The sequence below is a fragment of the Kluyvera sp. STS39-E genome (assembly GCF_040932435.1).
Taxonomy (GTDB): domain Bacteria; phylum Pseudomonadota; class Gammaproteobacteria; order Enterobacterales; family Enterobacteriaceae; genus Kluyvera.
Map to the genome: position 1 here is coordinate 147,954 of NZ_JBFQGA010000008.1, position 13,827 is coordinate 161,780.

Here is a 13,827-nt window from a genome sequence, read left to right on the forward strand (position 1 = left end):
CCCAGCACCGTACACCCGGCAGCCAGCGCCTCGACGGCTCACACCAGTGAGTCGGTCACCGTGGCACATGCCAATGAACCTATGACTTCGCCTCTTATTCAGGTTAGCGGCGCACTGCTGGGCATTATTGTACTGATCCTCGCCGCCGCGTGGGTCGTCAAACGCGTAATGCCCGGCGCCATCAAAGGGCGCACCGTCAACGGTCTGTCGGTAAGCGCGAGCGCTTCACTGGGCAATCGGGAACGGGTGGTCATTGTTAATGTGGAAGATGCGCGGCTGGTGCTTGGCGTAACGGCCCAACAGGTCACCTTACTGCACACCTTGCCCCCGGCTCCGGTCAACGATCAGCCACCGGCGGCAGTGCCAGAATTTGCTTCACTGATGAAAACTATGCTTAAGCGCCCTGGGAGATCCTGATGCGTCGTTTATGTTCCCTTGCGCTGGGTGGACTGTTATTGCTCTCCCCTTCCGCCTTTGCCGAGCTACCCGGCTTAATCAGCCAACCGCTGGCGGGCGGCGGCCAAAGCTGGTCGTTACCTGTCCAGACGCTGGTGTTTATCACCTCGCTGACGTTTATTCCGGCTATTTTGCTGATGATGACCAGCTTTACCCGCATCATCATCGTTTTTGGCCTGTTGCGCAGCGCGCTGGGCACGCCTTCCGCCCCACCAAACCAGGTTCTGCTTGGCCTGGCGCTGTTTTTGACCTTTTTCATCATGTCGCCGGTTATCGATAAAATTTACACCGACGCCTATCAGCCCTTTAGCGAAGACAAAATCTCCATGCAGGAAGCGATGGAAAAAGGTGCCGAGCCGCTGCGCGAATTTATGCTGCGTCAAACGCGTGAAGCCGACCTCGCGCTGTTCGCCAGACTCGCCAACAGCGCGCCAATCCAGGGACCTGAAGCGGTACCCATGCGCATTCTGCTACCAGCCTATGTGACCAGCGAGCTGAAAACCGCATTCCAGATAGGTTTTACGATTTTTATCCCATTCCTGATTATCGACCTTGTGATAGCCAGTGTGCTGATGGCGCTCGGGATGATGATGGTGCCGCCCGCGACCATCGCGCTACCGTTCAAGTTGATGCTGTTTGTCTTGGTCGATGGTTGGCAGCTGCTGGTTGGGTCGCTGGCGCAAAGTTTTTACAGTTAAGGAGTAACCATGACCCCTGAATCCGTCATGATGATGGGCACCGAAGCGATGAAAGTCGCGCTGGCGCTGGCCGCCCCGCTGTTGCTGGTGTCGCTGGTGACCGGTTTGATCATCAGTATTCTGCAGGCCGCCACGCAGATAAACGAAATGACCCTGTCGTTCATTCCTAAAATTATTGCCGTTTTTATTGCCATCATTGTCGCAGGTCCATGGATGCTCAACCTGCTGTTAGACTATGTGCGCACGTTATTCAGTAACCTTCCCTACATCATCGGTTAAGCCCCATGATGCACGTGACCAGCGACCAGTGGATCTCCTGGCTCAGCCTCTACTTCTGGCCGCTTTTGCGGGTGCTGGCGCTTATCTCTACCGCGCCCATTCTCAGCGAAAAGTCGGTACCCAAACGGGTTAAGCTGGGTTTAGGCTTTCTCATCACGATTGTCATTGCGCCCTCGCTGCCGGTGGTTGAAGTGCCGTTATTCTCCGCCGGCGCATTGTGGCTCGCGCTGCAGCAAATTCTTATCGGGATTGCACTGGGCTTCACCATGCAGTTTGCTTTTGCGGCGGTAAGGACCAGCGGTGAGATTATCGGCCTGCAAATGGGCCTGTCATTCGCCACGTTTGTCGATCCGGGCAGCAACCTCAACATGCCGGTGCTGGCGCGTATTATGGATATGCTGGCGCTGCTGCTATTTTTGGTTTTTAACGGCCATTTATGGCTGATTTCGCTGCTAGTCGACACTTTTCACACCCTGCCCATCGGCGGCGAGCCGATAAACAGCAATGCATTTTTAGCGCTCACCCGCGCAGGCGGCATGATTTTCCTCAACGGATTGATGCTTGCGCTGCCGATTATCACCCTGCTGCTTACGGTTAACCTGGCGCTGGGTATGCTCAACCGTATGACCCCGCAACTGTCGATATTCGTGATCGGCTTTCCCATCACGCTGACCGTCGGCATTTTGCTGATGGCCGCATTAATGCCTTTGATCGCCCCCTTCTGCGAACACTTATTTAGTGAAATCTTCGATCTATTAGCAGATATTATCAGTGAGTTACCACGCATAAATTCTCCATAATGCCACCCGAGTTATTATGAGGAAATTCCTAAAATAGAAACGATAAAACATCAACCAGCATATCGCTGGCGCGGGTTATTTGTTTTTAGGTTATTCACAGAACATAACATTTACTTTACTTTGAGAAGATTCCTGGCAAATTATACGTAACTTTACGGGATAGTTGATGCCGCCTGACAGGCTTCATTTTCTTTTTTATTTTACTAAGTTCGTCACGACGATGAAGTTTGAGGGTAATGGGTTAATTATCGTTACGCATTGAGTGAGGGTATGCCATGTCAACGATTATTATGGATATATGCAGTTACACGCGGCTAGGGTTAACCGGATATCTAGCCAGTCGTGGGGTAAAGAAGCGAGACATTGACAATGTAGACGACGTGGATGGGCTAGCAGAGATCTGTACCGCCCGACAACCCTCTGTCGTGTTCATTAATGAGGACTGCTTCATTCATGATGTGCAAAGCAGTCTGCATATCAAGCAGATCATTAATCAACATCCCAGGACTTTGTTCATTGTTTTTATGGCTATTGCCAATATACATTTTGATGAATATTTGATGGTGCGGAGTAATCTGCTAATTAGCTCTAAATCGATAAAACCCGAGACACTAGATACTATTCTTAGGGATTATCTGAAAAAAGAAACAGCGGATGCAAAGCAAACTAACGTCTCCACATTGTCATTAAGTCGTACGGAATCTAGCATGCTTAAAATGTGGATGTCAGGGCAAGGAACGATTCAAATTTCCGATCAAATGAATATTAAAGCCAAAACGGTATCATCACATAAGGGTAATATTAAAAGAAAAATCAAAACGCATAACAAACAGGTTATCTACCACGTCGTGCGTTTGGCAGAGAACGTGACTTCAGGTATTTATGTCAATATGCGTTAGGACCTACAGGACAGGGAAACTGGCGGTACGTCTACCGCCAGGTGTCACAATACTATTCAGCCCCTTCCACGAAAATCCCATCAGGATGACCCGATTCATTGAAGAACCAGATCCCCAGCGGGTAATCTTCTAGCGCCACCAGATACATCGTTCCTTCACTGAACTGCTCAATAGCCAGAACAACACCGGAGCGACGCGGCCCCCCATCGGTCTTGACCGTCACGCGATCGTTAACTTGCATAAACATCATCTCCTGATTTGTTTAGCCCAGTGTAGAACAAAAACCAAACCCTGGCAGCGGAATACTGCGTAACTATCTATATCTAATGCAGATTTGTGTTCATAGGCTGGATAAGCGCAAACACCATCGGCCATTGCCTCCTGTGACGGATAACGCCTGCGCTTATCCAGGCAACGCTCACCGTCACCTTTTTGGTTAAAAAATGAGCAGCATTGTTCGATAGATGTATACTTATACAGGGAGCGTAAAAAAGGTATCGATGATGAAGATGAACACTAACCCCCGGGGGGTAAATGTTGATGCGCTACTGGCGGCCATCAATGAGATCAGCGAAAGCGAAATTCACCGCGCGACGGATGACCCGCATCATGTGAGCGTCGATGGTCGGGAATACCATACTTGGCACGAGCTTGCCGAGGCCTTTGAGCTTGATATTCACGATTTCAGCATCACGGAAGTAACGCGCTAGAGGAATAAAAAAATCCCGGCGCCTACGCGTCGGGATCAACCTTGCCAGAGCAAGAAGCATTGAAATATTCGTTACATCAGGAAACCTGACGTGGATGAAACATTATCTTCGTTTATTTCCAATGACAAGAATTATTCACCTAATAAATAAGTATGACCAAACATCCTTCTTTTATCCCTCTATCAACAACTGCTTTTAAAATCAGTGAGTTGATGTTTTTACACACGATTATTCGACCCAATTTCTTTAAGATTTATCTTAGGAATCATTTTAACCATAAGTAAAATTTATGTGCTATGTCACGTGACGCTGGCTTTTTGCCTTAATCTTCGGAACAAACACGATTTCGGCCATTGTTCTTCGCCTGATACAAACGGCTATCCGCGATAGATTGCAGGTGCTCGAAGTCATAGCGATAAAGTTCTTCGCTACAGCACACGCCTAACGACGCGCTGACGCGGATGGTCTGCTTTTTACCGACCAAAATTTCCCGGCTATTGATGCTCTCACGAATACGTTCGGCGATCTGACGGCCTTCCTCCAACGAGGTTGACGGCAGCACAATACAGAACTCTTCACCGCCCACGCGCCCGGCAATATCCTCCTTGCGGATTTTATTCATAATCACCCGTCCGATATACACCAGCACCCTGTCCCCCGCCTGATGCCCGTACTTATCGTTAATACCTTTAAAGTGGTCGAGATCGAGCTGTATCACCGCCAAGGGTTGACCCTTTTGTTGGCAGGCATCTAGGGCTTTAGCCGCGCGCTCAAACAAGGCCGCGCGGTTATAAAGACGCGTCAACATGTCATGCCAAGCTCGCCACTGCAGTGACTCTTGCAGTGATGACATGTTACGTACCATGCGCCGAATGACCCCCCATGAGAGTAACAGCATCGAAGTAAACAGCACCCACAGGAGCGTGAGGGCAATACTGATGCTGCCAAAATCGCCACGGATGCCATCATTGAGGCTATGAATACGCAGCAGTACGCCGTCAAAATTACGCAGCTTTTCCCAGCTAATAAACTGCGAAACCTGCCGCACACTGCCTTCATTGTCACCTTCATACGCGTGCGCAAGCTGTGCTTGGACCTCCTGCGACAGCTGAACACGCCGCGATAGCAACTGCTCGGAGGACGCAATCAGATTCATGCGACGATCGTAGAGTTGGTATTCCCCGTCGTCTTCGCCTTCAACGGACTGGATGAGGAACTGAGTCATTTCGTTGACCGACAGTTGGATAGCCAACACACCATACCAGTACTGCTGGAGGTCTAACGGCACCGCGGCAATGACCATTTGTGCAACGGGCGGTTTATCCTCGTTGAAGGTGGTCATCCATTTGACGCCGCGATCGGGATTGTTGCGCTGTGACTGCGCCGTAAACCATGGGCTGGTCGCCAGCTTGTAAAAGTATTCTGTAGTACTGCCACGCTGCTCGTCTTCGGTACTGAGATAGAAGCCCGCTCGGGAGACGTAAATCATATGCGTTTCAAAACGGGCAAGATGCTGGCGAGTCAGCGACGAGAGCCGCAACAGATACCCAAGCTCAATGCTCGCCATAAACTCATTGCTCAGCAGCGCGTTATCACGCGAGAGCAGATTAGTGTGTGCGACAAATTCATCCGACACGCCGTGCAACGGCAGAGTTCGGTTGTTGTTGAGGGAAATGCTCCAATCCGGCAAGGTACGCTGACGCTCGAACTGCTGTTCAGCGTTGCGCAGAATCTCAAAAGCCAGCGGGATTTGCAGTGCCGACTGCATTCCGTTGCGGAAAAACAGTAGCCTATCGGTGTTGAACTGAAGCTGCGCATCCATATCGTTGGCAACGTTTTTCAGATTGTTGCGCTGGCTGGAGATGTAGGCATCTTCCAGTACGATAATTTCACGCCAAGTAAGAAGTGTCGAAAAAAACATCACCACCAGAAAGCAGATATTCACCACCCGTTCTGGCCGTATGCGTTTCGTCAGCCTCGCCCACATGCCCGGAGGGGAGGCGTTGGTCTTTACCGTTAAGGGATGCACTTTTGCCCCCCGTATCGGTTACTTCTCGCTACAACGCTATCGTTACCCACATTCTCTGCTTGCTGATAATTCATGATGCTCCACGACTTCACGCTACGACTAAAAACCTGAAAGATTCCGTTCAATAAGTAGACGCATATAAAGCGCCCGGCATATGCCGGGCGTAGACGCGGTCATTACGCCTTTTCTTGTTTATGAATGTCACCGGGGATCAACTCATCTTCGCGAAAAGCCTCTCGCTTGACGCCAAAACCATCATACCAGCGGCATTCGATCATCCCGCTGGCATATCCCGTTACGACCATTCTCGGCCCACCATTTTTGGGCCGGACTTCATCACTGACCAAAAAGACCATTACTGCCTCCGGTATCAGGGTGAAACTGTTTCACCATAGCCGATTCCTGAGCGCTTTGCGTACCAAGGCAGCACTTTTTATACCTTATCAGACCGCAGATGCGATACCCCTTTCACTACCCCCAGCACCACGGCGCCGATAGCGAAACCTAGTACTAAATTAGCAAGCGTTGGCAACAGCAGCGCCACCCATGAAGCCTGCTCGGCCGCAAAGGCTTCTATCGCGTGATGCACAGGACCAACGCCGTGAACCACGATGCCACCGCCAACCAAGAACATCGCCAGCGTGCCGACCACTGAGAGTATTTTCATCAACCACGGCGCAACAACCAACAGCGCTTTCCCTAAGCCACGAGCGAGCGCACTGCGCTTTTCTACCAGCCAGTAGCCCATGTCATCAAGCTTCACGATAACACCCACGAGGCCATACACGCCCACCGTCACCAGTACCGCGATGCCGGATAAAATCAGCACCTGATTTAACAGCGGTGCATCAGCAACAATCCCCAGCGTGATCGCAACAATTTCTGCCGATAGAATGAAATCCGTGCGGATAGCCCCTTTTATTTTATCTTTTTCATAGACACTAGGATCCTGCTGCGCAATCGCGTCCAGACGCTGCTGCCGGGCTTCGTCGCTGACTTTGTGCTTACGCTCGTGCAGCGTATGTACTACCTTCTCCACGCCTTCAAAGCACAGATAGGCGCCGCCAATCATCAGCAGTGGCGTCACCGCCCAAGGGATAAAGGCGCTAATCAGCAGCGCCAGCGGGACAAGGATGACCTTATTCAGCATCGAACCTTTCGCCACGCTCCAGACCACCGGCAGTTCGCGGTTCGCCCGTACACCCGAGACCTGCTGAGCATTCAGCGATAAATCATCGCCCAGTACACCAGCGGTTTTCTTCGCCGCCAGTTTGCCCATCATGGAGATATCGTCCAGCAAGGTGGCAATATCATCTAACAAGGTTAATAAGCTACTTCCCGCCACAAGTGACATCCTTCATTTTTGTATTGATAACAAAGTATGAAGCAAAAAAGAGCCGGGCGTAAGGGATACATATTTATAACATAAACACAACATCAAGCCCTTAATTAAAGCACTCGCCAGCACGGTAGTTTTGGCGTTTACTATCTGCCTGCTTGCTATTTTTTTCCCGCGAGGAAGTATGCGTTTTAAACAACTGTTACCGCTGGTAGGTGCGCTCTTTGCGCTGTATATCATCTGGGGTTCGACCTACTTTGCCATCAGCATTGGGGTAGCCAGTTGGCCGCCGCTGATGATGGCGGGCGTGCGATTTCTTTCAGCGGGTATGGTGCTGTTCATTTTTCTGCTGGCGACGGGGCACCGTCTACCGGCTCCTAAACCACTGTTAAATGCCGCGCTGATTGGTGTTCTGCTATTGGCTATTGGTAATGGCATGGTCACGGTCGCTGAGCATCAGCACGTGCCTTCCGGCATTGCCGCCGTGATGGTTGCCACCGTGCCGCTGTTTACGCTGTGCTTTAGCCGTTTTTTTGGCATTGCGACCCGTAAGTTAGAGTGGCTAGGTATTGCGATTGGTCTTGCCGGTATTGTCCTGCTCAACAGCGGGGGCAATTTAAGCGGTAATCCATGGGGCGCATTGATGATTTTAATCGGTTCCCTGAGCTGGGCGTTTGGTTCGGTGTACGGTTCGCGGATAACGTTGCCGACAGGGATGATGGCCGGAGCCATTGAAATGCTGGCGGCTGGAATCGTGCTGATGATAGCGTCGCTATTTAGCGGCGAGCGTATGACCACCATGCCAGACTTAAAAGGTTTTCTGGCCGTCGGTTACCTGGCGGTATTTGGCTCTATTATCGCTATTAATGCTTACATGTATCTTATCCGCAACGTCACGCCAGCAGTTGCCACCAGTTATGCCTACGTGAACCCGGTGGTTGCCGTACTGTTGGGCACCAGCTTCAACGGTGAAAGCCTCTCTGCCGTTGAATGGCTGGCGCTGGCGATTATTATTGCCGCGGTGGTACTGGTGACGCTTGGTAAATACCTATTCCCGGCGAAAAGCTCTGCGGTTGCTTGCCCATCGCAGAAGTAACATTCAGCCTTGATAACCTGTCTGCGCGCCGTGCGCGCAGATTTTTACTGCCGGTGGCCTTATCGTGCATGTCGGCCATCGGCTTTTACCACATCACGCAGCGCAACGGCCTGCAAAATGCGCGATTCCAACAGGCGTGCTACTGCAGCAAACACCGGCACGATAACGGAATTGCCAAACTGGCGATAAGCTTGGGTATCCGATACCGGAATACGCCAGCGATAACCCTGCGGCGACTCGAATCCCATCAGGCGTGCACATTCCCGCGGTGTTAAGCGGCGTGGGCGATGCTGCTGATTTTGCGGATCGTCAAAATCTTTTTCCCCCAGCGCGAAGTTCCAGCCTCGATCAATGAGAATTTCAGCACCATCTTTGTAATAACGGGCCGACAGCGTTCTCGCGACACTATTGGCGCGGGTGGGATCAACCATCCCATAGCCAAAACCGTTTCCTTTTTCCTGATGCTTACGGGCGTAGCGATACAAATATTTCCACAGTACCGGCGTGAGGATAAATTTGGCATCCACCATCGGCTCCAAAAGCTCGCCAAAAGTCGGTCGGCGTTCAGGATACAATGCAGGAATATCGCGTAGCGTAAAGCCCTCATGCAGCCCTAAATCTCGACGGAAGCCCACCAGAACAATACGTTCACGGTGTTGGGGAAGGAAGTTTTGCCCGTCGATGATTTTAGGGTCATCAGCCCCCATCGTCTTGGCATCTGACACCTCATAGCCCAGCTCATCTAACGTCTGCATGATGATACGAAACGTTTTACCGTTATCGTGGCTCTTTAAATTTTTGACGTTTTCCAGCACGAAGATCGGCGGTCGGGTGGCGTCAATAATCCGCACGACATCAAAAAACAGCGTTCCTTGAGTGTCACAGGCAAAACCGTGCGCGCGCCCCATCGCATTCTTCTTAGACACCCCTGCTAGCGAAAACGGCTGGCAGGGAAAGCCTGCCAGCAGTACGTCATGCTGGGGAATAGACGCTAGAATATGCGCCCTCGCCTCGCTGTCGCTGATATCCGGATGATGGCTTTTGGTTACGTCGCGAATATCGGCGTTAAATTGGTGCTCGTGCGGATCGCAGTACCAGTTGGCTTTATAGGTACGCACCGCGTGTTTGTTCCACTCACTGGTAAAAACGCACTGTCCGCCGATGGCCTCAAAACCGCTACGGATCCCACCAATCCCGGCAAAAAGATCGACAAAACGGAAGGCATAATGCGGATGATTAACCGGTGGTTTCGGCAGCAGCGCCGCCAGATGGGCACACTCGTTTTCGCTTAACCGCGTATTGGCTCGCTTGAGCGCGACGACGCGTTTGACGATGGCCGGACTCCAGTGCTGTTCCCCAGCGGCGGCAAGTTCGGCGACAACTGTCTTAAGATCGTAAATCTCCAGAATATGCTGGAGCAGCGCCTGAGCATCCGGCTCATCATTTGCCGTTGCCTCGTTTAATAAGACTCGCTGTTGCATAAAATTGACCAGATACAGAAAAATAAGCCTGAGATTAGCATAATTTAGGCAGGTCTTGCGCCGCGAATCGTCTGATGATATCGACATCCAGCGAGTCCGGATCACCGGCTAATTCGGCGCTTAGTTTGGCCATAAAGTGCACGAGAAAATCGGCATTACGCTGTGCCATCTCTCGCCCTTTAACGGTTTGCATGGTTGCCGGTAACCGCAACAGTTTGGTCTGGAAATGATCGAGGGCATAGGCTTTATCATCCAGCGCGCGGCGATCAGCAAAAGGGTCATTGGCATCAAACAGCGCGGCATTCATCGCACCTGATACAGCAAAAACGCGGGCCAAGCCAATTGCACCCAACGCTTCGAGCCTGTCGGCATCTTGGACAATTTTCGCTTCGAGAGTTTGCGGTGTAATTTGGGCGCTAAAACTGTGCGCTTCGATGGCATGGGCAACGGCGGCGTGATGCTCGGCGGGGAACCGCGGGAAGTCTCGCGACAAGATAGAGAGCGTCTGCTGGGCGGATAATTGTGAGGAACGCGCGCGGTCAGGATGATTTTTCGGCAAGCTGACCAGATCGTGAAAGTAGCTGGCAAAGAGGATGACGGTCAGAGAGACCGGCTGACCGTCGGCAATCTGCCGTGCGCAATGCCATACCCGGCGGAAATGAGCAATATCATGCGAAGCATCACCGCCGGTGTAGTGTTTTGCAAACCAGTGTTCAATATCCTGCTGCCATGCCGTCAGATCCATTCCATCAATGCCTGAGTGAGTTAACCGACCCTCAGCATAGCAACATTACAAGCTCTCTTCCTGCTCAGCAGTACGCGGACGCGTGTACCATGCGATCCCGCCCAACAATGCGCCCACGATACTCAGCAACAGGAAACCCAGCAACGCCCCCAACCATTTGCCGCTGGTGGAGCCAATTTCACCGTCAATTGTTGCTCCTGGGATGCTTTGCACCGCGCTGATGACCCAAACATAACGCACCATCGCCCAAGCGAAATAACCGCAAAACGCGTAAAAGACCCATAACGCCAGTTTACCGCCAGGGCTGCGCTCCATCCTTTCTTCCATAAAACACTCTCATCACACAGCGAAGACGAATAACAAAATCGTCACAAAAAAAATGGTGTGACGAGCATCACATTATAGCAATTAAATTTGTCCGGGATAGCCTCACAGCGTGGGTTTGCGCAACGAAGTACCGCTCACTTGATCTTCGGCAATTTTACTGCCCTTGCTGCGATGGTGTGCGCAGTGCAACCCGCGATGCACCCAGCTCTTTAAACGCCAACCGATAAGTGGCGCTATTTTTATTTCAAGCGACTACGACCAGAATATTCATAAAGCCTTAAATATTTTTCCATTAATACAATTGATATCATAAATAAAAGCCTTTCGGCACAGAATTTCATTATTATAAAAAGCATGCCACAATAGCCTCCGTTATTAGCCTTTTGTTATACATCATTGTTATGTTTATAACCTTTCCGATTATATGTCAGTATAATCGGATTTTTTTCGCCCATACCTACGACAATAAACCCCTCCAATGATTTTAAATAAATTATTTAAAAAACAAATACTTACTATTGATTAACATATTGATTTTTAATAACAAGAAGCTATTTATATTAATTGACATATATTGGAAATGATTTGAAATATTTAATATGATTTAATTACATTTATACCTTAAAATAATTTGAACCATCACTATAATATTCCCATCGTAACGCGGATGACGTTACTTTTATTCATATGCTTTATTACGCAAAGGAAAATATAATGAAAACAAAAGCACTGGCAGTGTTAATCCCCGCTTTACTTATGGCTGGAACTGCGAATGCGGCTGAAGTTTATAACAAAGACGGCAATAAGTTAGATCTCTACGGTAAAGTGGTTGGCCTGCACTATTTCTCAGACCACAGCGGTGATAACGGCGATCAGTCCTACGCGCGTATGGGCTTCAAGGGCGAAACCCAAATCAATGACCAACTGATCGGTTATGGCCGTTGGGAATACAATATTCAAGCGGATACCCCTGAAAGTGTCAAAGGTAACTCTTGGACCCGTCTTGGCTTCGCCGGTCTGAAATTTGGCGACGCTGGTTCATTCGATTATGGCCGTAACTACGGCGCCATCTACGACATCGAAGCTTGGACAGATATGCTGCCTGAGTTCGGCGGCGACAGCTACACCCAGACCGACGTCTATTTCACCGGTCGTGCTAACGGTATCGCTACCTACCGTAACAGCGATTTCTTCGGCATGGTGGATGGCCTGAGCTTTGCGCTGCAGTACCAGGGCAAAAATGAAGACGGCGGCTCCGGCGAAGGCACCGCAAACGGCGCTGGCGGCAATATGGCGAAAGGCAATGGCGACGGCTTCGCGATGTCCACCACGTATGACTTTACTGATCAACTAGCTGGTTTAAGCGTAGGTGCAGCGTATTCAAACTCTGATCGTACTAACGATCAGGTGGTTGCTGGCGGCGTTAATAATCGCTACAGCAAATACGCTGGTGGTGATACCGCAGAGGCTTGGACTATCGGTACCAAATACGATGCCAATGACATCTACTTGGCGATGATGTACGCCGAAACCAACAACATGACCCGCTATGGCGATGCCGGCATTGCCAACAAGACGCAGAACTTCGAAGCCGTGGCGCAGTATCAGTTTGAGTTTGGCCTGCGCCCATCTTTAGCGTGGGTTTATTCTAAAGGCAAAGACATGGGCGGCTACCAAGGTCGTCATAACATTGAGTACACCGACAAAGCGCTGGTGAACTACATTGATGTCGGCGCAACCTACTACTTCAACAAAAACATGTCCACCTACATTGATTACAAAATCAATATGCTGGACGATGACGTAGAATTCTACAGCGATAACAACATCGCCACTGACGATATCCTCGCTATCGGCCTCGTTTATCAGTTCTGATCGACTGGCGTAGAAAAGCCCGCATAGCGGGCTTTTTTTGTCTGCGAACAACTACGGTGCTTCTTGCAGCGCAACCCGAACAAAGCCGTTGTTCTGTGCCAGCAGTTCATGCGCTTTCCACGCATCCATGCCGGTTAACACCATCAAAATCGCCGTTTTGCAGTGATGATCGCAGCTTTCCAGCGCAGCTTTGGCTGCCGCACGCGTACAGTTACCTGCTGCCATCACGATAGCAATCTGCCGTTCAACCATGTGCGTATTCGTCCCACGGATATCCACACGCATATTGCTGTAAACCCGCCCGCTGCGAATAGCCAGCGCGGTCGTCAACATCGACAGCACCATCTTTTGCGCCGCAATCGCTTTAGGATTGCCATAACCGGCAACGGCCTCAGGCCCACTTTGCGGGGCGATAACAATGTCCGCCAACTCTGTCGCTTCACTTTGTGCAAAGCGGGTGATTACCGCACGCGGCGCGCCCACAGACCAAGCGTGTCGCAGAGCGCCCCATAGCCACGGCGTTTTACCACCTACTGTCAGCGCCACCAGCATATCTTTTTGCGTGAACCCTATTGCCTGAAGATCGAGTATTCCGCGATCGTAGTCCTGCGCCGCCTCATCCATGCTATGCAGCATTGCCAGCGCGCCACCGGCAATCAACCCAACCAGCGGATGCTTTTCGTCTGGCGCATATTCATTCGCGGTAATAATGGCGTTGCGTCCGGAGGCCCCAGCGCCCGCCAGCACCACGCGGCCCCCTTGGCTTAGGGTCGACACCGCGGTATCAACCAGGCGGGTAATATCATCAAGACAAGGGGTAATGGATTCAGCTATGCATTTATCTTCTTGATTGATAACGCTTAGCATATCGCGGGTAGACAAACGATCAATTTCAGCCGTCGTCGAACAACGTCTTTCCATGACTGAACCAGTAAGCTTACTGCTCATAAACGGACTCCTTATTATGGGTTCTTCAGTAATACTAAAGTGTTTTGTATGAGTCGCTCTGAGAGTAAGGTCACAAAGAGAGGTGAGCTTTTGTAAGGACGCAGCCGCTTTAAGCTAAATAAATTGTTCAGCCCGCGCAGCGGTA

General features: G+C 50.6%; 16 protein-coding genes. 8 read left to right on the top strand and 8 right to left on the bottom strand.

The window, feature by feature from the left end:
• The first annotated feature begins 81 nt into the window (after nt 1–81).
• From fliO to rcsA, 5 genes are all read left to right on the top strand, one after another.
• Nucleotides 82–417 (top strand): flagellar biosynthetic protein FliO, encoded by a 336-nt coding sequence (gene fliO / locus AB4K05_RS18580; protein WP_368481446.1) that lies wholly within the window; start codon nt 82–84, stop codon nt 415–417.
• Nucleotides 417–1,154 (top strand): flagellar type III secretion system pore protein FliP, encoded by a 738-nt coding sequence (gene fliP, locus AB4K05_RS18585; RefSeq protein WP_368481405.1) that lies wholly within the window; start codon nt 417–419, stop codon nt 1,152–1,154. The genes fliO and fliP overlap by 1 nt, the downstream gene beginning before the upstream one ends.
• Nucleotides 1,155–1,163: 9 nt before the next feature.
• Nucleotides 1,164–1,433, top strand: a complete 270-nt coding sequence (gene fliQ / locus AB4K05_RS18590) for a flagellar biosynthesis protein FliQ (protein ID WP_062778154.1) — start codon at nt 1,164–1,166, stop codon at nt 1,431–1,433.
• 5 nt (nt 1,434–1,438) lie between these two features.
• Entirely contained in the window at nt 1,439–2,233 is a 795-nt protein-coding gene (fliR, locus tag AB4K05_RS18595; protein ID WP_368481406.1) for a flagellar biosynthetic protein FliR, read from the top strand.
• A gap of 275 nt (nt 2,234–2,508) precedes the next feature.
• On the top strand, nt 2,509–3,132 hold the full coding sequence (rcsA, locus tag AB4K05_RS18600) for a transcriptional regulator RcsA (protein ID WP_368481407.1): 624 nt from the start codon (nt 2,509–2,511) through the stop codon (nt 3,130–3,132).
• A 52-nt stretch (nt 3,133–3,184) separates the two neighbouring features.
• On the opposite strand, the gene dsrB is transcribed toward rcsA, so the two are convergent.
• Nucleotides 3,185–3,373 carry a protein DsrB gene (dsrB, locus tag AB4K05_RS18605; RefSeq protein WP_368481408.1) on the bottom strand — a complete coding sequence of 63 codons (189 nt, stop codon included), beginning with the start codon at nt 3,371–3,373 and terminating at the stop codon, nt 3,185–3,187.
• A 259-nt stretch (nt 3,374–3,632) separates the two neighbouring features.
• Between dsrB and AB4K05_RS18610 the strand changes: the two genes are divergently transcribed.
• A complete protein-coding gene (locus AB4K05_RS18610; RefSeq protein WP_368481409.1) occupies nt 3,633–3,842 on the top strand; it encodes a YodD family protein in 210 nt (69 codons plus the stop codon).
• Between the two features lie 322 nt (nt 3,843–4,164).
• Here AB4K05_RS18610 and dgcQ read toward each other — a convergent pair whose 3' ends face one another.
• The 3 genes from dgcQ to AB4K05_RS18625 all read right to left on the bottom strand — a co-directional run bounded on the left by dgcQ (nt 4,165) and on the right by AB4K05_RS18625 (nt 7,216).
• Nucleotides 4,165–5,829, bottom strand: coding sequence for a cellulose biosynthesis regulator diguanylate cyclase DgcQ (gene dgcQ / locus AB4K05_RS18615; protein WP_368481447.1), 1,665 nt, complete (start codon nt 5,827–5,829; stop codon nt 4,165–4,167).
• Nucleotides 5,830–6,047: 218 nt separating this feature from the next.
• Nucleotides 6,048–6,227, bottom strand: a complete 180-nt coding sequence (locus AB4K05_RS18620; RefSeq protein ID WP_368481410.1) for a YodC family protein — start codon at nt 6,225–6,227, stop codon at nt 6,048–6,050.
• A 77-nt stretch (nt 6,228–6,304) separates the two neighbouring features.
• Complete coding sequence (locus AB4K05_RS18625) at nt 6,305–7,216, bottom strand: DUF808 family protein (protein ID WP_368481411.1); 912 nt, start codon at nt 7,214–7,216, stop codon at nt 6,305–6,307.
• A 178-nt stretch (nt 7,217–7,394) separates the two neighbouring features.
• Between AB4K05_RS18625 and yedA the strand changes: the two genes are divergently transcribed.
• Nucleotides 7,395–8,306 carry a drug/metabolite exporter YedA gene (gene yedA / locus AB4K05_RS18630; protein ID WP_368481412.1) on the top strand — a complete coding sequence of 304 codons (912 nt, stop codon included), beginning with the start codon at nt 7,395–7,397 and terminating at the stop codon, nt 8,304–8,306.
• Nucleotides 8,307–8,365: 59 nt separating this feature from the next.
• On the opposite strand, the gene AB4K05_RS18635 is transcribed toward yedA, so the two are convergent.
• Genes AB4K05_RS18635 through drpB form a run of 3 tightly spaced genes read right to left on the bottom strand, consistent with a single transcriptional unit; the run spans nt 8,366 to nt 10,859 of the window.
• Entirely contained in the window at nt 8,366–9,787 is a 1,422-nt protein-coding gene (locus AB4K05_RS18635) for a DNA cytosine methyltransferase (protein ID WP_368481413.1), read from the bottom strand.
• Nucleotides 9,788–9,821: 34 nt separating this feature from the next.
• Complete coding sequence (locus AB4K05_RS18640) at nt 9,822–10,532, bottom strand: phosphohydrolase (RefSeq protein WP_368481414.1); 711 nt, start codon at nt 10,530–10,532, stop codon at nt 9,822–9,824.
• A gap of 45 nt (nt 10,533–10,577) precedes the next feature.
• The gene (gene drpB / locus AB4K05_RS18645) at nt 10,578–10,859 is read right to left on the bottom strand and encodes a cell division protein DrpB (RefSeq protein ID WP_368481415.1); all 282 of its coding nucleotides are present in this window, start codon (nt 10,857–10,859) and stop codon (nt 10,578–10,580) included.
• 714 nt (nt 10,860–11,573) lie between these two features.
• On the opposite strand from drpB, the gene ompC reads away from it, so the two are divergent.
• On the top strand, nt 11,574–12,734 hold the full coding sequence (gene ompC, locus AB4K05_RS18650) for a porin OmpC (RefSeq protein ID WP_368481416.1): 1,161 nt from the start codon (nt 11,574–11,576) through the stop codon (nt 12,732–12,734).
• A gap of 51 nt (nt 12,735–12,785) precedes the next feature.
• Here ompC and AB4K05_RS18655 read toward each other — a convergent pair whose 3' ends face one another.
• On the bottom strand, nt 12,786–13,682 hold the full coding sequence (locus AB4K05_RS18655) for an N-acetylmuramic acid 6-phosphate etherase (RefSeq protein WP_368481417.1): 897 nt from the start codon (nt 13,680–13,682) through the stop codon (nt 12,786–12,788).
• Between the last annotated feature and the right edge of the window lie 145 nt (nt 13,683–13,827).